The 20,140-nt window shown below is 61.6% G+C and carries 11 protein-coding genes; all 11 read right to left on the bottom strand.

Going from position 1 to position 20,140, the window contains the following annotated elements:
* Positions 1-10 precede the first annotated feature (10 nt).
* Positions 11-1,396, bottom strand: coding sequence for a phosphoglucosamine mutase (gene glmM, locus AB5287_RS02740; protein ID WP_007051299.1), 1,386 nt, complete (start codon positions 1,394-1,396; stop codon positions 11-13).
* A gap of 193 nt (positions 1,397-1,589) precedes the next feature.
* Positions 1,590-1,829 carry a hypothetical protein gene (locus tag AB5287_RS02735; RefSeq protein ID WP_007051300.1) on the bottom strand — a complete coding sequence of 80 codons (240 nt, stop codon included), beginning with the start codon at positions 1,827-1,829 and terminating at the stop codon, positions 1,590-1,592.
* Positions 1,830-1,844: 15 nt separating this feature from the next.
* Complete coding sequence (locus AB5287_RS02730; protein WP_007051301.1) at positions 1,845-2,177, bottom strand: hypothetical protein; 333 nt, start codon at positions 2,175-2,177, stop codon at positions 1,845-1,847.
* A 198-nt stretch (positions 2,178-2,375) separates the two neighbouring features.
* The gene (locus tag AB5287_RS02725) at positions 2,376-3,263 is read right to left on the bottom strand and encodes a sulfite exporter TauE/SafE family protein (RefSeq protein WP_069483657.1); all 888 of its coding nucleotides are present in this window, start codon (positions 3,261-3,263) and stop codon (positions 2,376-2,378) included.
* 176 nt (positions 3,264-3,439) lie between these two features.
* Positions 3,440-6,049: an aminopeptidase N gene (gene pepN / locus AB5287_RS02720; RefSeq protein ID WP_117760892.1), complete on the bottom strand. Its 2,610-nt coding sequence runs from the start codon at positions 6,047-6,049 to the stop codon at positions 3,440-3,442.
* Positions 6,050-6,090: 41 nt separating this feature from the next.
* Entirely contained in the window at positions 6,091-7,941 is a 1,851-nt protein-coding gene (locus AB5287_RS02715) for a ribonuclease J (RefSeq protein ID WP_007056431.1), read from the bottom strand.
* A gap of 84 nt (positions 7,942-8,025) precedes the next feature.
* On the bottom strand, positions 8,026-8,931 hold the full coding sequence (gene dapA, locus AB5287_RS02710) for a 4-hydroxy-tetrahydrodipicolinate synthase (protein WP_007053723.1): 906 nt from the start codon (positions 8,929-8,931) through the stop codon (positions 8,026-8,028).
* A 162-nt stretch (positions 8,932-9,093) separates the two neighbouring features.
* Positions 9,094-9,849 (bottom strand): 4-hydroxy-tetrahydrodipicolinate reductase, encoded by a 756-nt coding sequence (dapB, locus tag AB5287_RS02705; RefSeq protein ID WP_007053724.1) that lies wholly within the window; start codon positions 9,847-9,849, stop codon positions 9,094-9,096.
* A gap of 335 nt (positions 9,850-10,184) precedes the next feature.
* Entirely contained in the window at positions 10,185-11,504 is a 1,320-nt protein-coding gene (locus tag AB5287_RS02700; RefSeq protein WP_368220600.1) for an MFS transporter, read from the bottom strand.
* Positions 11,505-11,716: 212 nt separating this feature from the next.
* Entirely contained in the window at positions 11,717-15,748 is a 4,032-nt protein-coding gene (locus AB5287_RS02695) for an ATP-dependent DNA helicase (protein WP_015512353.1), read from the bottom strand.
* On the bottom strand, positions 15,745-20,055 hold the full coding sequence (locus AB5287_RS02690; RefSeq protein ID WP_196024640.1) for a PD-(D/E)XK nuclease family protein: 4,311 nt from the start codon (positions 20,053-20,055) through the stop codon (positions 15,745-15,747). The genes AB5287_RS02695 and AB5287_RS02690 overlap by 4 nt, the downstream gene beginning before the upstream one ends.
* Positions 20,056-20,140: the final 85 nt, after the last annotated feature.

Genomic DNA, 20,140 nt, shown 5'->3' with positions numbered 1-20,140 from the left:
GGGAAGGGTGCTACAGCGCGAGTTCTTCGGCGACGATCTTGGCGAGGCGGGTGCAGACTTCGTCGGCGTAGGCTTGGGTGGCGGCCTCGGCCATCACGCGCACGAGCGGTTCGGTGCCGGAGGGGCGCAGCAGCACACGGCCGGTGTCTCCCAGCAGTTCCTCCTCACGGGCCACGGCATCCTGGATGCGCTTGTTGGTGGAGGCGGCCTTCTTGTCCACGTTCGGCACGTTGATGAGGGTCTGCGGCAGCTGCGGGAAGTCGGCGGCGAGCTCCTTCAGGCTCTTGCCGGACTTGACGACCTCGTTGCACAGGGTCAGTGCGGTCAGGGTGCCGTCGCCGGTGGTGGCGAATTCGCGGTTGATCACGTGGCCGGACTGCTCGCCGCCGAGCGAGTAATCGCCCTTGAGCATTTCCTCAAGCACGTAACGATCACCCACGGCGGTTTCCACGGTCTTGATGCCCATATCTTTCAGGGCGAGCTTCAGACCGAGGTTGCTCATCACGGTGACCACGAGGGTGTCGTGGTTGAGCTTGCCTTCGCGCTGCTTGGCGCGGGCCAGAATGCCCATGATCTGGTCGCCGTTGATCATGTTGCCGTCTTCGTCCACGGCGAGACAACGGTCGGCGTCGCCGTCGAAGGCCACGCCCATCACGGCATCGGTGGCCTTGACCATGGCCTGCAGCTGCTCGGGGTGGGTGGAACCGGCGTTCTTGTTGATGTTGTAGCCGTCCGGCGAGGCGTTGATCACGATTACATCCGCACCGGCACGGCGCAGGGCTTCGGGAGCCACCACGGAAGTGGCGCCGTTGGCGCAGTCGGCCACGATCTTCAGTCCCTTGAGCGGCTTGGGCTGGGTTTTGTCATCGTTCAGCGGAGCGATGGTGGCCACCAGATGATCGATGTACAGGTTGGTGGCAGTGGTCTGGTCGTGGCTCACGCGGCCCACGCCGGCACCGGTCGGGCGGTCCCAGTCCTGGCCGAGCACGGCCTCGATGTCGTCTTCCTTCTGGTCGGGCAGCTTGAAGCCGCCGCGTGCGAAGAACTTGATGCCGTTGTCGGGCATCGGGTTGTGGGAGGCGGAGATCACGGCACCCATCTCAACGTTGAGCACGCTGGTCAGGAACGCGATGCCCGGGGTCGGGATGATGCCTGCGTCGATCACGTCGAATCCGCCGGCGGCCATGCCCGCAGACAGGGCGGAAGCCAGAAAATCGCCGGACACACGGGTGTCACGACCCACGAGCGCGCGGCGGCGCCCCTCAGGCTGATCGTCTTGGGTGCCGGCGTCGCCGAGCACACGCACGGCGGCATCGCCCAAATCCAACGCCAGACGTGCGGTCAAATCCCTATTGGCCAGTCCTCGAACACCATCGGTTCCAAACATCTTCGGCATATGAAGTTCCACTCCTTGTATCGCGTTACCCGCACCATCGTAGTCGTTGTGCTCCACCCTAGGACCCGACTCGGCAAAAAACCGCCACGGAATCTGCTCCAGAACCGGAAATCAGCATTCAACAGCCGCAATGGCATCACCCACAAACCCGCATATTCATCTTGTTCGGCGGATGAATGATGAGATACATTCGTTAGCGGGCATGCCGGGCGGACCGATGCACTCCGGCACGGGAACGAAGCCATCGCACTAGTAAGAACGGGCCGGCAAACGCGCCTGTAAACAATACAGCGGCAAATACGACGAACGGAACTACCCAGCGTACATCGATAACCGGCAAAGCAACACCAAACAGAACGACGGCGAGGAACACGCTGAGCCATGCGATGAACATGCCCAACGGCATCTCCTCTACCGGGGTGGTCTCGGCCATGAATGCAACGATCTATTACTCCGATGTTGTGGTCAGTATGTGCGGCAGTTGCTCGTCGCGGTTGAGGAAAGAACGCGTTTGGCAGCGAAGTAGCGTATGCCGACCTTCCTCAGTGCGGGCGTATACCATGGTGCAATGCGTCAGGCAGCGGTCCAACTGCCGGCTCAGTATCTCGGCGTCCTGCTGGCGGCGGGCAAATACGGACGGGCAGGGGAAGCTCACGCAGTAAGCGCGCACGCCCCATTCCTTACCGATGATGACATATCGCGGATTGTTGATGGGCGCGAGTAGCTCCTTCATAACGCCGGCGAACAGCACCTGCTCGCGCCGCGAACCGCCAATCAGCATGACACGCAATGCCGTGAATCTGCGACGTGTCTGGCGGATCGAGGAAGTCGTTCACCGCTTCGCCTGCCGCGCTGGTTTCTAGGCGCTCAGGTTCCGCAGTCGCCAAATGCCAGACATTGGCCACCTTATCGGGGTCTGCGACCACGCTGCGGTTGACGGCCATGCTGTATGCTTCACTGCATCAGTGTAAGGCACGAATCAATAGGTTTTGAGCCCCAGATCGATGGTAAGAATGATGCCGGCGATTACGGCGGCGGCGCGCATGATGTTTGCGGGAATCTTGCGGGTGATGGACGGGGCGATGTACCCGCCGATGAAGCATCCGATGCACAGCATGATGGCGGCCGGCCAATCGACCGCGCCTTGGATGATGAATACCACTGAGGCGCTGATGTTCGCGCCTGTGCCGATCAGGGTTTTCAATGCATTGATCTTGTGGAATGGGCCGATTTTGGCGGCATCAAGCACGGCGAGAGCCAAGGTACCGGCGCCCGCGCCGAAGTAGCCGGAGTAGATGGCGACCGCCGCTACGCCCAGCCATACCCACCAGGAATCCTGACTCATGGGCTGCACGAGTTGTTCCGGCGGGCGGTGAGGTGCGGTAGGGGTGGTTGCGCGCTTGGCGGCTTCAGTGGCTTCAGTGGCTTCAGTGGCTTCGATGTGCTTGAGTTGCGCGGTGGCATCCGCGGCGGCTTGCTTGGCCTGCATGCGGCCGCGCGGATTGATGGCGATGATCAGCGAGCTCAGCAAAATCAGCACTGGTGCGGCAAATTCAAAGACACTCGGGTCGAGTTTGAGCAACAGAAACGCACCGGCCACCCCGCCGAATGCGCCGATGACCATATACGTAATGGAGCGTACCGCTTGGCCTTTGAGTTCTTTGCGCGCACCCATCACGCCACCGATGCCCGTGCCGACCACGCCAACGGTGTTAGAAGCGTTTGCCAATACAGGCGGAATGCCGAACGCGAGCAGGGCCGGGTATGAGACCAGTGACGATGCGCCTACCGCATAGCCCACGAATCCTGCGCCGATTCCGGCCAACAGAATCAGTAGTAATGAAGTTATGGAAAAGCCCGCAATCATTCCCCGTATCCTTGTCGCTCATCGACCGGCACATTGCCGGCCTTGAGCGAGAATACGCTGTTGAGGATTGGTTGCGGGTTTTATGTTGGAATGTGGACGTAGCTCCTCGCGGAAGCGATTCCCTCAGTCGCCTGAGGCGACAACTCCCCTCGCACCCGAGGGGAGCCAGAAGGAAATCAGAGCGCTTCGTTGTATTCGCGAACCTTGAGGGTGCGGTGGGAGGATGCCACGTTTTCGACGATCAGACGCTTCAGGGCGTTGTCGGCGGCAATGTGCTCGTCCAGCCAGGCGTCACCGAGCTTGACCAGCGTGGCGGGATCGGCGTAACCCGGGTACAGGCCGTTGAGCAAAGCCTCGGCCATGTGATAGGTCTTGTTGGCCCAGACCCAGTCAACGGTCTCGAAGTACTTGGCGGCGAACGGCTCGGCCAGATCGGGGCGCGGGGTGGCGGAGAAGCCACGGGCCACGGCCTCGAGCTGGGAGTTGGTCAGCTCGTCGTTGTGGAGTGCCTGATCCCAAGCCCATTCCTTGGCTTGCGTCGTGGCCATGGAGGCGCGGGCGCCGTAGGCGAACTCGCGGTTTTCCGTGGTCTCCTTCTTGGCGAGCTGCGCGTCCACGTCGTCGTTGGTCATCTCGTTGACGGAGGTGAGCGCTTGGACGATGGTCCACGTGAAGTTGTTGTCGATTTCGAGGCCTTCAAGACGCACGGTGCCGTCCAGCAGACCGTGTGCGTTGGCGGCGAATGCGGCATCGCCCTCCTCGCCATAGCCCAGGTAGGCGGTGGCGAGCTGGAACTGGGTGTCCGAGCCGGCTGCGGCGGCGTTGGCCAGGGTCCACAGCTCGGCGGCCACGTGGCGCAGCACATCGTCGCGGCGGGCTGGCGCCACGTAGTGGTGGGCGGTGGTGCCCATGCAGGCCAGCGCGTAACGGAAGGTGGTGGATTCGGTTTCCGTGGCCAGAAGACGCAGGGTCATGTCCACGAAGCGTTCGGCCGGGAATTCGCCGTCACGGGTCATATCCCAGAAGGCGAGCCAGGTCACGGCGCGGGCCAGGGCATCGTCGAAACGATGCAGGTTGGCTTCGGCGAATGCCTGGGATTCGGCGTCGAAACGAATCTTGGTGTAGGTCAGGTCATCGTCGTTGACCAGCACGAATGCCGGGCGCGGCTTGCCTGCCGCGGCCTCGACGATGGTGGTTTCGCCATCCACGTCGAGTTCGAACTGCTCGGTGCGCACGATCTTGCCGGTTGCGGCGTCTTCATTGTAGAAGCCGACGGCCAGGCGATGCGGACGCAGCACCGGGTGTTCGGCCGGCGCGCTCTGGGTGAGCTTCAGTTCGGCGATGGTGCCGTCCGCGTTTACGGTCAGGCCGGTGGCGATCGTGTTGATGCCGGATTCCTCCAGCCACTTGGCGCTCCAGGCCTTGAGATCGCGGCCGGAGGTCTTCTCCAGTTCGCTCAGCAGGTCGGCCAGGGTGGCGTTGGAGTAGGCGTGGCGGTTCAGGTAGTTGTGGATACCTTCGAAGAACTGCGTGCGGCCCACGTAGAATGCCAGCTGCTTCAGCACGGAGGCGCCCTTGGCGTAGGTGATGCCGTCGAAGTTGACGTAGGTGTCGTTGAGGTCGTTGATCGGGGCGACGATCGGGTGCGTGGTGGGCAGCTGATCCTGGCGCAACGCCCAGCTCTTCTCACCGGAGCAGAAGGTGGCCCAGGCGTCGTGCCATTCGGTGGCTTCGGCAGTGGCCAGCGTGGAGGTGAATTCGGCGAAGGACTCGTTGAGCCACAGGTCGTTCCACCACTTCATGGTCACGTAGTCGCCGAACCACATGTGCGCAAGCTCGTGCAGCACGGTCACCACACGACGCTCGGCCAGCGCGTCGGTCACCTTGGATTCGAACACGTAGGAGTCGCGGATGGTGACCATGCCGATGTTCTCCATCGCGCCCGCGTTGTATTCGGGAACGTAGATCTGGTCGAACTTGGCGTACGGGTAGGGCACGCCCCAGGTCTTGGCGTAGAACGCGAAGCCCTTCTTGGTGATGTCGAACAGGTAGTCGACGTCCTTCGCGAAGGCCTTGGCCAACGACTGTCGGCAGTACTGGGCCATTGGCACGGTACGGCCGTCTTCGTTCAGGTATTCGGTGTGCCATTCGGCGTACGGGCCGGCGCAGATGGCGGTCAGGTAGGAGCTCATCACCGGGGTCGGCTCGAAGTCCCACAGACGGGTGCTTTCGTTCGGCTTGTCGCCGAGGGTGCCGTCGAGGGTTTCGCGCGGATCGTCCTCGATGGTGGCAACCGGCATGTTGGAGGTGACGATCCAGCTGGCGGGAGCGAGCACCTTGAAGTCGAAGGTGGCCTTCAGGTCAGGCTGGTCGAACACGGCGTAGACGCGGCGAGCGTCCGGCACCTCGAACTGGGAGTACAGGTAGATGTTGCCATCGGACGGGTCGACCGAGCGGTGCAGGCCCTCGCCAGTGTTGGAGTAACGGCACCTGGCTTCGACGGTGACCTCGTTCTTCTCCTTGAGGTCGGTCAGTTCGATGCGGTTGTCTTGGAAGGCCACGGCCGGGTCCAGGGACTTGCCGTTGAGGTCGATGGAGGTCACTTCGTCGGCGATCAGGTCGAGGAAGGTCGACGAACCAGGCTTCGCGTTGAAGCAGATGAACGACTTGGAACCGAAGTTCTTCGCGCCGACCGTCAGGTCAAGGTCGACGTGATAGTGAATCGGCGCTTCGATAACGGCCTTACGTTCTTCGGCTTCAATACGAGTGAGATTAGAACCGGGCATGACTTCAATTACTCCTTACGGTCGTCCCTGGATAATCCGGACTACTTGGTTTCTACGGTTTCGACGTCCTGGGCGATGTCGGCCACGACGGGCACGATCATCGGCTTGCGGTGCAGCTGGCGCGCAACCCAGCTGCCGAGCGTGCGGCGCATGGTCTGCTGCAGCTTGTAGGTGTCGCGCGTGCCCTGCATCATCTGGTCGTTGAGCTGTTCGACGATCTGGTGACGAACCTTGTCGAACTCGCTTTCGTCCTCGGCCACGGCATTCAGGTAGATCTTCGGGCCGGTGACGACCTCGTGATTGTCGGTGTCGACCACCACGAACGCGGAGACGAAGCCCTCGGTGCCGAGAATGCGGCGCTTTTCCAGCTCGTCATCGGTCAGCTCGCCGACGGAATCGCCATCGACGTACACGTAACCACACGGCACGGAGCCGACGACCGCGGCCCTGCCGTGGTACAGGTCGACCACATCGCCGTCTTCGGCCAAAACCACGTTCTGCGGGTCCACGCCGGTCTTGACGGCGATCAGGCCGTTGGCCACCAGATGGCGGTTTTCGCCGTGGATCGGCATGGCGCACTTGGGCTTGACGATGTTGTACATGTACAGCAGCTCGCCCTCGTTGCAGTGGCCGGACACGTGCACGGCGGCGTTGTCGCGGTTGACGACCTTGGCGCCGAGCTGCACGAGCTTGTTGATCACCTTGTAGACGCCGTGCTCATTGCCTGGAATCAGGGAGCTGGCGAGAATCACGGTGTCGAACTCGTTGATGTGGATATCGCGGTGGTTGCCGTCGGCGATGCGGCCGAGTGCGGCCATCGGTTCGCCCTGGGAGCCGGTGCACATGAAGACGAGCTTGTCGTCCTGAATGTCGTTGGCCTGCTTCAGGTCCACGACGGTGCCTTCGGGGATGTGCAGGTAGCCGAGGTCGGCGGCGATGGACATGTTGCGCACCATCGAACGGCCGACGAACACGACCTTGCGGCCGTACTTGTGGGCGGCGTCCACCACCTGCTGCACACGGTGCACGTGGGAGGAGAAGCTGGCGACGATGATTTTGCGGGTGGCCTGGGCGAACGCTTGGTCAAGGGCCGGGCCGATGGAGGTCTCGGGCTTGACGAAGCCGGGCACCTCGGCGTTGGTGGAGTCCATCATCAGCAGGTCCACGCCCTTTTCGCCGATCTTGCCGAATTCGACGAGGTCGGTGATGCGGTGGTCGAGCGGCAGCTGGTCGAGCTTGATATCGCCCGTGTCGATCAGGGAGCCGGCCGGGGTCTTGACATAGACGGCCAGGGCGTCCGGGATGGAGTGGGTGACGTTGACGAATTCGAGGTCGAAGGGACCCACCTTGAGCTTCTCACGGCCGGCAACCTCAACCTTGGTGGGGTTCTGGTGGTGTTCCTTGCACTTGGCGTCCACGAAGGCGAGGGTCAGCTTGGAGCCGATCAGCGGGATGTCCGGGCGCAGCTTGAGCAGGTAGGGCACGCCGCCGATGTGGTCCTCGTGGCCGTGGGTGAGCACCAGGGCGTCGACCTTGTCGAGACGGTTCTTGATGTAGCTGAAATCGGGCAGGATGAGATCCACGCCCGGCTGCTCCTCCTCGGGGAAGAGCACGCCGCAGTCGATGAGCAGCAGGTGACCGTTGTATTCGATCACGTTCATGTTGCGGCCGATTTCACCCAAGCCGCCGAGCGGCGTGATGCGCATGGAGCCCTTGCGGTACTTCGGCGGGGCGATCAGCACGGCATCCTGCTGGGGTGCGGTGGCCTGCCGGGTGGCGTTGATCTTACGGGACGGCGTACGGCTGTTGGATCCGTTGGCGTTGCGGCCGCGCGCGGAACCGCGACGGCGAGAATTCGTGTTCTTGCTTGTTTTCTTTTGTTCTTGTGCCATAACCTTTTTGGGATTTCTGTTGTGGTGCCTCTGCTCTGTCATGCAGGGGCGGCGGGCTGGCAACCCGTATGCAGCGTTTCGGGCTTACAGCAGTCCGGCAGCGCGCATGCCCTCTTCAGCCTTGTCAAGCTGAGTGGCGTCGGGACCGATGTTCGGCAGACGCATGGTGGTGGAGGGGATAACGCCCTTGACCTTGAGCGCAGCCTTGGCCATGACGGCCTGATAGCCGTCGCCATTCAACGCGTGGACAAGGGGGGCGAGCTGGTTGGCGAGGCGACGGGCGGTAGTGATATCGCCGCGATCGAATGCCTGGACAAGCTGCTGCATGGGGTTGGAGGCGACGTGGGCAATCACCGAAATGATGCCGACGGCACCGATGGAGAGGAACGGCAGGAACAGGCCGTCATCGCCGGAATACCAGGCGAGGCCGGTGCGCTGCTGCTTCTCCACTGCGGCTGCAAGATCGCCGGTGGCGTCCTTGACAGCCTTGACGTGTTCAAGTTCGGCCAGTCGGTCGTAGGTTCCGACCTTGACCTTCAAGCCGGTACGGCCGGGAACATCGTAGACGATGATCGGCTTTTCGGCGGATTCGTCGACGGCCTTGTAGTGGCCGACGATACCGTCCTGCGAGGGGCGGGAATAGTAAGGCATGACGACGAGCACCGCGTCGGCACCCGCTTCCTGAGTCTGTTCGACCATACGCACGGTGTGTGCGGTGTCGTTGGAGCCGGCGCCGGAAATCACCGGAACGTCGACGACCTCCTTGACGGCCCTGACCAGCTCGACCTTCTCATCCATATGGGTGACGGGCGATTCGCCGGTGGTGCCATTGACCACCAGACCATCCGCGCCATCGGCGACGAGGTATTTGGCGAGCTTCTGCGCGGCGGCGAAATCGACGCTGCCGTCGGATTTCATCGGGGTGACCATAGCCGGCAGAATGCGGCCGAAAGGTGCTGAATCAAGAAGGTGCATGTCATGCTCGCTCATAGTGTTTACCGTACTTCCCATTGTGGACTCTTATACTACGTACCTTGATTGTTGCTGAATGCGTGGCATTATGGCCGGAGCCGGTGGCAATGCCGTGATGCGCGTCCCGGCGCGCTTCCCTGCCTGAAATGCGGGGGCAACTACTGGTCGACTGCGGGTCGATTACAGGTCGAGGAAGTGGTCGAGGCCGATGGTCAGGCCAGCCGGAGCGTCGCCGGCGAGCTTGCGCACGGCAAGCAGGACGCCGGGCATGAAGCTGGTGCGGTCGAAGCTGTCGGCCCGAATGGTCAGCTGCTCGCCGGCGTTGCCGAAGAGCACTTCCTCGTGGGCGTTGAGGCCGCGCAGACGCACGGCGTGCACGTGGATGCCGTCGACCACCTGGCCGCGTGAGCCGCCATCGGTTTCGGTGGCGTCCGGCACGGGGGCGAGTCCTGCGGCCTTGCGCGCTTCGGCGATGCCGTGGGCGGTGTGGATGGCAGTGCCGGAGGGGGCGTCCACCTTGGTGGGGTGGTGCAGTTCGATGACTTCGGCGGATTCGAAGTATTTCGCGGCCTTGGTGGCAAAGTAGTCGGCCAGTACGGCGGAGATCGCGAAGTTAGGTGCGATGAAGACCTTCTGGGTTTCGGGCTTCGGACCGTTGGCGATGGCGGATTTGACCTGGGCGAGTTTCTCGTCGGTCCAGCCGGTGGTGCCGACCACCACGTCCACGCCTTGGCCGATCAGGGTCAGCACGTTGTTCAGGCTGACGGACGGCACGGTGAATTCGACGACCACATCGGTGTTGTCGGTGGTGATCTGGGTCAGGTCGTCGCCGGCATCCAATGCGAGCGCCAGCTGCGTATCCTCGGCGTTGTTCACCGCTTCGACCACGTGCGAGCCCATGCGGCCCTTTGCTCCGACCACCGAAACCTTGATCATGTCTTCTTCCCTGTCTACCCGTACCTGCCCGGCAATGTACCCGGGACGTTTTCCAATCGGCAATCAGCCTATCACCGCAGGCCCCTCACGCCAATACCCCGTCCACAGAATCAAGCTCCCTCTGACGAGCCGAACCGTGAAGTCGAGCTCCCTCTGATGAGCCGAACCGTGAAGAAAACGCCGGAGGCGTTTTTAGGTGAGGGCGAACGACAGTGAGCAATAATTCAGTTGGCTGAAAGCCATCATTAATTGCGTTCGAGCTGGACGCGAAGCGGACTGAGGGAGAGACCCCGGCGAAGCCGCCAACCATCCATCGGGCGTAGCCCGATCCCGTTTCACCCACGCCGCTTGGCCAAGGCCCATCCGGCCAACGCCAATGGCACGGACGCCAGCGTGAAGATGAATGGCAGCATCATGCCCACATGAGGGTTGGAGGCGTCAAGCACAATGCCGGCCACGGACGAGCCGATCGACGTGCCGACCGTGCCTGCGGTGGTTACCCAGCTCAGTCCTTCGGTCAGGGATTCCGCCGGCACCAGATCCTTGACGATGAGGTTGCCGGTGGCGAACGTCGGCGAGACGGTCAGGCCGGCGAGGATTTCAAAGACGCCCAGCAGGATGAGATTGTCCATTGACAACCGGAAGAACACGTAGCCGACGGTCAGCAGCGACAGGAACATCACCATATGCGCCCAATGGGAGCCTTTGAGTTGGCAAGAGCCGAACACCAGCGCGCCGATGCACGAGCCGACCGCGAACATCGCCAATTGCAGACCGAGGAAGGGCTCAAGTCCCATGGATTTCATGGTGGCGGTAATGGACACGTCGAAGGACGTGAAGCTCATATTGAACACGATGAACACGGCGAGCAACGGCAGTACGCCGGCATAGAGCAATACACTCTTGGGCTTGGCACCGCTGCGTTTGAGTTGGCGCAGGGTCAGCTGGTCGGCATCTTCGCTTGCAGCGGGGCTGCCGTCATCGTGCGCGGCCACGCTGACCTGTTCCACGATGACCGGCGGCTGGGTGGATTTCAGCGAGAAGAATATGGTGCCGCCGATGCCGCATGCCACGGTGGGCACGAACAGTTGGGATACCGGATGCACGGAGGTGGCCAGCCAAGCCGCCAGAATCGGCCCCAGAATAAAGACGATCTCGTCAATGGCGGCTTCCATGGCGTAGGCCGTGTTGAGCAGCTGTTCGCCATCTTCCACACCGCGCAACGCATAGGACCAACGGGTTCGGACCAATGCGCCGAATGAGAACTGCGTCAGACCCATGATGATGGCCAAAGCGAACAGCAGCGGAATCGGCACGCGCACCAACGCCGCGAAGGCGAAGGCGAGCATGGCCACGATCTGCACGGCGAGCGCAAGCCGGCCCACGCGGGCTTGGCCGAAACGGTCGAAGGCGCGGGCGTAGAACGGGGTGACGCAGCTCATGGCCAGCACATAGGCGGCGCTCATGGTGCCGGCGATGGTCCAATTGTCGTAGAGATGGTTGAGCGCCAGAACGATGCCGAGACTCATCATGGAGATCGGCAATCGTGCCACCGCACCGGACAGGCAGAACGCCTTGGCTCCGGGCAGCATGAACAGGCGCCGATAGGGCGAGTGGGCAGCGAACGACTTCGAAACCGCGCGAGTCGTGGACACAATAACTCCTTACTGGTGCGTTGTCCGGCACGTGCGCCCGCCCACACGTGCCATCCGAGGGGTAGCGGTTCCCAAGCAACGTCACGCGGCGCGTTTCAACCGCGGACCGGTACGTGGCCAGTCGTCTTCATCGTCGGAGATGCCTTGCGATGCATAAGGTCTCTCCGCCGGTGAAGGCCGTCCGATGCTGTACAGGTCATGAGCCTTTGGGCTCAGTCGTTGTCAGATTGTTCGGGAATGCCGGAGCTCAACTCGGTAAGGATTTCCTGTTTGGTTTTCGCGCGGGCGTGAAGCTCGCGCAAGCCCTCGTCGGGCTCACTGACATAGTAGAGAGTGGCGTCGATACTGTCCAATTCCACACCTTCGACCGCTGCCAGCAGCAGTCGGTACATGTCGAGCTGGGCGAGTTTGCGGGTGATGTCGTCTGGCTTGGTGGGCCGACGACCGGTTTTCCAGTCGACCACGGTAAAGCGTGCGGTGGTGCTGGACGGGTCAAGTCCACCGATGAATACCGCATCGAGTTTGCCATTGACCAGGCCCACGCCCGGCACGTCCACGACGATGGCACGCTCCGTCCACGCCGGGATGCGCTTGGCCCACGATGATTCGGCCAGTCTGCGCTGCCACGCCACCAGCTTGGACTCGGTGGCATTGTCGCTACTTATGGAAGTGGCGGAGGCGGCGGATACGGCGGATGCGGATTGTTGAGCCGTGGGCTGTGGGACAGCGGGCTGCCGTGTGGATGGCTTGCGGCATTGCCGCTCCCGTTCGGCCAAATCGGCCAACATGGCTTCCCGGGAAACGAATCCCGCATCCTGACCTGTATGCGGCATACTTGATTCGGCTTCATATGCCAGTACCGCTTCATCCGGCTTACCGGCATTGATGAATTGCTCAGCCCACGCATGGAACTGCGTGCCGGCCTCGGCCGCCGGAGACGATATGCGCGGAATCGGGCGGATAATGCTACGCCAGTAGAGGCGCTCCTCCCGTTCGTTCATGCCACCTACGCGGGCTTGCAGGCTTGTCACGTTCTGGCGTCCTGCAGCCAGAACGCGTTGCGCCTTGGCTTTGACTGCCTCATCAAGCGACTGGCCGCTGGCGGCATCGGCCATCAAATCGGCGTCGTCCACCAGCAATTGCGCCCGTTGCAGCAGTGGACCGGCGTCTTGGTGCTGCTCAAGTGACGAGGAATCTGCGGCGATAACATCGATGCCACGTGACAGCTGTTCATGCACTGCGTCGCTGAGGGTAGCCGGCCACGGCAATTCGACAGCGGCATCCGTCTGCGTAATCGGCGTCTGCCATGCCTCCCCCACCACGGCGTCACCGTATGCCGCGGCATGCTCTCCGATAAAGAACCCTTCGGGAGTGGCAATCGCTTCGCCTTGCGCCGAGATCAGCATGGGCTTCCCGGCATTGGCGGCTTGCAGCCGTTCCACACAGTCCTGAGCCGATATCGCATGTTCACGGGCTTGGAGCGCGTCATGCACTTCAAGCCAGAAATTGGATGGCTGAGCGGCGCGAGAGCCTTTGGGCACCACTGACGGGTCCCGCCCGGATTCGCCCGTATAGGCGCAATAGGTCATCAGGGCATCTTCTCGCGCACGGGTAAGCGCCACATACATCAATCGACGTTCGTCGGCATGCAGCCGGCGCCCATATTCCTCCGCCTGCGTCAAATACCAGCCGGATGCATCCACTTCTTCCACGCCATCGCCGAATTCGCGCATGGAGCCGAACACTTCATCATCAATAAGCTCCACATCATCCAAAGCCGCCAACGATGCGATGGGGTCGGCTTCCACATCGGTATCATGGGGGAATCGCGGCAGAATGCCGGCATCGGCACGCATAGGCACGGGTACGGCGGTGGGGTTGGTGAGCCAGGAGTCGGCGGTCTCATGATATTCGGGTGCGGTCCAGTGACCTTGCTCGGTGCCTCCCGTATGGTGCTCGTCCAGCACGATCTTGAGATGGTCGCCCTGATTGCTGGGGAATCCGACGGCGGTAAGCCCCACTACCGCAACGGCATCCCATTCCAACCCTTTGGACTGGTGTACGGTCATCAGTTCCACATCCACCGGAGCGTCGGGGAGACTGGCGGCTTCATCCTCCACCGAAGCCAGATGATCCACCCATGTGATGAACCCATGCAACGAGGGAGTTTGCTCAGCGGCAATCTCTTGCGTGTACGTATCCACCAAATCCACAATCGCATCCATAGGCATATGCGCCAAAGCGGGATTGGCGCGGTGCTGCGGATTATGCAGCACACCGGCCAATACGGTGTCGATGTCAAGATCCAACGCTTCTATGCCGGCGCGAATCACGTCGCCCAGTGGCCGCCCGACGGCATCATGCACCTGACGGAGCATCACCGCGGCCCGGGTTATGGCGTTGCGCCCGTGTGCGCTCAACCGTTCAAGCAGTTTTACCAGGTCGCCGCGTAGCAATACGTCTGGCAGGAATACCGCATTGGCCACCTGATCGCGGTACTCACGCACCACAGCCGCCCATTCATTCGCTGGTGTATCCGGTTGGGCAAGGCCGGCCTGCACCAATGCTTGGAAGCGTTGTTCCGTGTTCTGTTCTTCAGCAAAACGGGCCAACATGGTCAAATCCGCTGCGGACATGGTGAATCGTGGCGTGGCCAGCAAGCGCATCAGCGATCCCGTATCGGTGTGGTCGGCGGCCACGTGCAGCAACGCCATCAGATCGCGGATTTCCGGACGTTCCAACAGCGCGGAATAGCCGACCACGAATGTGGTCAATCCGGCCTGTTCCAATGCCGCCTGATATTCGGGCATATGTGATTTGGACCGAAACAGCACGGCGACCGGCGCTTTCTGTTCGCCCGGCATCTGTTCCTGTTGTTCGGCTGCGGAACGGTGCCGTGCGATGGCCGTCTTGCAGAAACGCACTACGGCGTCGATCTCCTGCCCGGCCGTGGCGAAGCCCAGTACTCCCAATGTTCCTTCGGGGGCATCAGGCATGGGGTCGAGCGATGAGACATCGACCTCACGCATCAATGAGCTGGAAGGACGCGACGGATTGGAGCGCAACGGCAGCGTGAGATTATTGGCGGCTTCGAGCACTATACGGCTGTTTCGCCTGGTGACGGACAGCGGGAATGGCTTGTATCCGGCAGACAGGTGGAAATCTTGCTGGAACATACGGAATGCACCAGGGCTGGCACCACGCCATGCGTAAATCGACTGGAACGGATCACCCACCGCGTTGACGGCGGACCTCTGTGACGCATCCACGTGGAACAGTGCTGCCAGCAGAGCGGCCTGCGTGGTGGAGGTGTCCTGATATTCGTCGAGCAGCACGTGGCTGTACCTGCGGCGCGTACGCTCTCCGATGGAGGGGAAGCGCTCGATAAGCTGATACGCGGCAATGGTGAAGTCGGAGAATTCGGCCATATTGCGTTCCCGCTTGGCTTGGGCATAGGCCTCCACCAGCTGGAGCAGAATATCGCGTTTGCGTGTGGTCTCCAGCAGCGCACCGCAATGATAGGTGCAGCGGGCGTGCAAATGTTCGGCACGGTCATCGAGCTTGGCTTGCCAGCTGGCGTCGGTATCTTTCTTCAGTCGTTTGATCTTGGGGATTTTCGGCTCGTCCTCGGGCATGGGTTCATCTGCAACGGCTTGTTGCAATCGATTGATGAATGCCGAATCCCATTGCCGTACTCGATTGATCGCATCATCGAAGCTGGTGCAGCCGGCACCGATCATGGCACTGCCAATGGCATCCGACAACGCCAGAACACGGTTCGCCAAACTGGAGAAGGCGCCAAAATCCTCACTGAACGCCAGATCCATGTGACTGTCGATGACTTCGGTGGCCAGTTGAAGCGCTCCGGCTGCGCTCAATGGTTGCGTGTTCTGATCGAATCCGACAAGCAGTCCATATTGGCGCACGATGGTCTGGAAGAAGGCGTCATACGTGAAAATGGCCGGCTTGAGGAATGCCCGATCAGACACCGTGGCGGTCGTAGAGCCCGCCATATCACCGGCCACTGCGGCGGAGACGCGTTCCAGCAGTTCGCCTGCGGCCTTGCGTGTGAAGGTCAGGCCCAGGATGCGTTCAGGTGCCACACCTCGATTGATAAGCGCGATGATGCGTTGGGTCATCGTAAAGGTTTTGCCGGAACCGGCACCGGCAACCACCAATACGTCAGCATCGACTGGCGCATCGATGATGGCGGCCTGTTCCGCACTGGGAGTGAACGTGCTCATGCTTGCCTCGTTTCGAAAATCGTGTCGATCTGGCCTGCACAGGCAGGGCAGACGTTCTTCATACGGCAGAATCCGATATGGGTGTCTTGCGGATGGGCCTCGATGATGGCTGATCTGCTGGCCGCCGCGGCATAGAATACGCGGGCGATCATGGTCAGCGACCATAACGTCTGCGTACCGGCGAGCGCGGCGAATTGCGCCCACGCTTCGGCACTCACACCTTCGGGAGGAGTAGCCGGATCTATGGCGGGTATGTCGAAGAAACGGTTGGGGTCTTTATACCAGTATCGGGGCGTGAACGGTTCGGCATTCAACGAGCCATCAGTGAACAGCGGCGGCTGGAAGGCACCTTCCGGAGCGTAGCTTCTGGCTGGTGCCGCATTCTGCCCGACATGGAATAGCACGCTTTGGCTGATATGCGGCATTGCGGCAAGTGCCTTGGCACCGCGCGGCCCGTCTTCGGGGAACACGAGGCCAAGCTGATAGCACACGAGCTGCAAATCATTGAAAATCTGTTTGACCGTGGGCGTTCTGCCTGTTTTGTAGTCAATGAGGCGAATGCATTCGCCGCCGTCTGCGAGTACGCGGGTTTCCATACGGTCGATGCGCCCGGACAGTCTCACGGTCAGATGCTCGTCCATGCCTTCCGGCCACCCTCCGACCAGTGCTCCCATCAGACGGACCAGCGTGTTCCGACCGATTGGGTGCAGGCCGGGCACGGCATTGTATGCGTCGAGTATGTCACGCACATCGAATCGTGCGGCAAACTCCCGTTCGCATTCGGCACCGGCCAATGCGCCAATGCTGAAGTTGCTGGAGTTCTTGCCAAGATACGTTTCCGGATCGGCGTCGCTGCGCACAAAGTAATCGGCGATGTTGCGCAGGGTATCCGCCGCGGACTCGTCCTTACGGGTGGCCTCATAGCGGTTCCGGGTGTCGGCTATGGCATTCGGATCAGGACGTTTGCTCTGATAGATGGCATTAAGCCGTGCCGAGACAGCCTCGATGCGACGTTCCGCGCCGGCCGTGGAGTCCAAGCCCAGTGCGGCCAACGCCTGGGCATTGTGGGAAAGATGGTCCAGCCCTTCCTCGCTGCCTTGCTGCGCAACCGCATGGATGAGGGTTCCGAAACTGGTGGCCACGGAGATGGGGCGAGGACCGGCGAACCGGTTCTCCAGCATCCAGCACACCGGGCACGCCCATAGGCTGTCGACCGCCGATGGAGATAAGGTGACCATGGGCGCGGCCTGCGCATCCGTCTTGCCTTTCCCTGTTTGGATACCGTCAGGCTGTACACCACCAGATGACGCGCTGTCGGATGAGGCACTGTCAGATGAGGTATCGCCAGATGACGCACCGCCAGATGACGCACCGCCAGATGACGCGCTATCCGATTGGGCCGGCGATTCCACAAACGCCCAGCTCTGCGGATTTGCGGCGCGCACACCATGCTCTAACAGGAGTGTCAACGCAATCGCGGCGTCCTTTGCGGCAGCCTGCTGCGGTTGAGCAGTGGCCAGAACCGCGCGGGCGGCGCTGACCAACCCACGTGGGTCGGCGTCCAATCCGGCCAGATCATATTCGGCGAATCCCGCATGTGCCCCCACTGTGGTGAAAGGCGCCTGTTGCCGGTTGCGCGGATAGTATTCCGGCAGATACCCGAAGAGAAAGTCCGAGGGGCTCATGCTGTCGTTCCATACCGCGCTGATCATGATTCGCCGTGCACGGGTCAGCGCGACCAGGAAACTCTTCTTCTCGCCCGACAATACAGCCGCGAACCGCGGATCATGCCCGGTTTTGTCGCTTTCTTCAAGCGCTCCCCTCAGCACGAGCTCGGCAAGGTCTTCACCACCGAACATGGTGTTGCGCCCGGCGAGGTTCGGCCACACGTCTTGCTGGACCACCGGTATCCACGCATATTCCCAGTGGCGTCCGGCCGCGCCTGCCGGCGTAGTCAATGTCACCGCGTCTTCCACCGGTCCTATGTGGGCCAAGGAATCGGCCTGCACTTCCATGCCCCGAACCTGTGCCATGAATGACGTGATGTCTCGACTGGCGGTGGAATCATCGGCGAACTGGAACAGGCGCATTGCCGCGTCCAGCCGGTCATTGGCCGTACGCCCCTCTGCCGTGTTGAATAATGCCGCACGCTGCCAGACCGGTGCCAGACCGGTGGCGTTCCACGCAACAGACAGCGCATAGCGCGGCTGTACGCGCTGGCTTGCCGGCAGCCGCTCCAAGCCGGAAGCAACGCTGCCCACCAGATGCCACAGGTTCGCAAAAGCGCGGGCCTGAGGGTCGTTGCCGAGCACCGCGTGGATGGATGCGAGCGCAGCCTGCGCCGGCGCGGCGGCATCATCAATGGCAAGCATCACGTACAGCGCGTCAACGCCAAAGGCCAAGTCATCGCCGGACGGTTCACCGAGTATTTCGACAGACACTGGCAACGAAGTCACTGACGACGAAACCGCTGACGTCGAAACCACTGACGAGGATGTTTCACGACCTGTTTCACGCCGTGTTTCATGGTATGTTTCACGCAATGTTTCCCATGCCGTCGTCAGAGAGGTCAGCATGGCATCATCCGTGGCGAGATGCGCCAGCGACTCCAACGACCCCATGGCCGATTCGATCGGCGCAAGCCTTGCGGGACGCCCCTGACCGGGTTTGGCCCCGGCACTCACCAACGGGCCGTTCATCAACGTGGCCACTCTAGTCCTTATATATGCCGCGCAGGAAGCCAACGTCATCTGGCATTCCGCCATCCCCTCGGCACGCAATCGGGCAAGCTCCACAAGCGCGAACAATCCCTGCACGAAAGTCTCGTCCTTCAAAGGACGGGTGACCGACGAATACCGCACCGGTACACCATCTCGGCGCAGTCGTTCGCCGAACAGCCGCACGGCGGCATTGTCGTGGGTGATGACCGCCATGTCGTTCCACCGAATATGCCGGTCAAGATGCGCCCGCTTGATGCGCCAGACCACATCATCCAGCTCCTCACGTGAGGATCGGTACAGGCCGGCGGTCACCGTGCCGTCCGCCTGATAATTCGCTGCATCGACTCCGCCCAGTATGGCGGTCAGCTTGCCGGGACGCTCGGCCGGAGGCAGCGGCTCGTCTTCCGGCGAGGGAATCGACAGCGAAATACGAGACGCGATCACATCAGCCATCGTCATGTGCGACTGATCAGCGACGGCACTGCCGCCAACCAGCTGTTCTTCCTTGGCCTTCAGCCGCCCTTCCACGGCACGGCGCATCAGATATTCCGGATACGATCCGCGGAAGGTCTGCACCGATTCATCCGGGTTGCCGACCAGCACCAACTTGACGCCGGCATTCCCCAACTCCTCCAAGAAGCGCATGCCGGCCAGCGTGGTGTCTTGAACATCATCCACAACCAGCAGCCGGGGCAAGCCCAACGCCTCCACACACATAGGCCGGTCGGAATCATCCGCGTGATCGGCGGCGAATGCCTCACGCACCACACGAGCGCCTGCCACCAGCAAATACGAGGCATCCAAACGGTATTGCCCCGGATATACCGCGCTTTGGGCTGCAATATATTCACGGCGCAACGCGAAAGCCAAACGCCATTGCACCGACAATCGCGCGTCCTCCGTCACGGCGTCCAAGAGACGTGGCTCTTCGTGAACGCCTACACCGAGCTCATCCAATCGGGCCAGCATATCGCGCAACTGGCTGATAAACGCATCTGAAATACCTCGCGTGAACCTATCCGCGCTGGTCGAGCCGCCTGCCGACGTCGGAGACGGCGAATCCGACCCTTGTTGCGAGAGGCTTGATTGTGCGGAAGCGGCCGAGCCGGGCATCTCGCCGGCACCGGCATCGCGTATGAGTCTCGCCCAGTCATCCTGGGCAAAGTAGACGCGCAGCAAATCACAGGTGCCGCAATCATCTCCCGCTACGGCATGGCGCAGATGCACGGCCATGACTTGACGCAGCAAAGCATCCTGTTCCGCACCGTTCAGCAATCGAGGCGACGGCAATCCAGTTCCCTCGCGCGAAGCCGATATGGCCCGGAATGCCACGGCACCCAGCGTGGTGACCGGCCTGGCCTGCACGGAAAACCCGAGCTCACGAATCACCCGATTGCCCAATGCGTCGGCGGCCACACGGCCGGATACGGCCATCACCGCCTGCGTGCCACCGTAGCGGCGCAGCCCCGCCATCAACACCGATAAGGCGAATTCAGTTTTGCCGCTTCCAGGCGTGCCGACAATCAGCCTCGCCGCTCCATCACGGTCGATGCCGTCCAGCACTGTTCCAGGTTCAAGTCTCGTCATCATGGCTCCAGCCTAAACCCGACCGTCACAGAGGGAAAAATTTTACCGAACCCGACGAAGAATCGTACCCTTGACGGTATCCTGT

It is taken from the genome of Bifidobacterium sp. RTP21102st3_E2_RTP21102_210122 (assembly GCF_040916945.1).
Taxonomy (GTDB): domain Bacteria; phylum Actinomycetota; class Actinomycetes; order Actinomycetales; family Bifidobacteriaceae; genus Bifidobacterium; species Bifidobacterium longum.
This window is presented reverse-complemented; position numbering and strand designations above follow the sequence as displayed.

Bases quoted from the DNA above. Each gene is read 5' to 3' on its own strand.
- AB5287_RS02695 (WP_015512353.1), bottom strand. From the start codon at position 15,748: ATGAGCACGTTCACTCCCAGTGCGGAACAGGCCGCCATCATCGATGCG.
- dapB (WP_007053724.1), bottom strand. From the start codon at position 9,849: ATGATCAAGGTTTCGGTGGTCGGAGCAAAGGGCCGCATGGGCTCGCAC.
- dapA (WP_007053723.1), bottom strand. From the start codon at position 8,931: ATGAGCGAGCATGACATGCACCTTCTTGATTCAGCACCTTTCGGCCGC.
- AB5287_RS02730 (WP_007051301.1), bottom strand. From the start codon at position 2,177: ATGCTGATTGGCGGTTCGCGGCGCGAGCAGGTGCTGTTCGCCGGCGTT.
- AB5287_RS02715 (WP_007056431.1), bottom strand. From the start codon at position 7,941: ATGGCACAAGAACAAAAGAAAACAAGCAAGAACACGAATTCTCGCCGT.
- AB5287_RS02725 (WP_069483657.1), bottom strand. From the start codon at position 3,263: ATGATTGCGGGCTTTTCCATAACTTCATTACTACTGATTCTGTTGGCC.
- AB5287_RS02690 (WP_196024640.1), bottom strand. From the start codon at position 20,055: ATGACGAGACTTGAACCTGGAACAGTGCTGGACGGCATCGACCGTGAT.
- glmM (WP_007051299.1), bottom strand. From the start codon at position 1,396: ATGCCGAAGATGTTTGGAACCGATGGTGTTCGAGGACTGGCCAATAGG.
- pepN (WP_117760892.1), bottom strand. From the start codon at position 6,049: ATGCCCGGTTCTAATCTCACTCGTATTGAAGCCGAAGAACGTAAGGCC.
- AB5287_RS02735 (WP_007051300.1), bottom strand. From the start codon at position 1,829: ATGGCCGAGACCACCCCGGTAGAGGAGATGCCGTTGGGCATGTTCATC.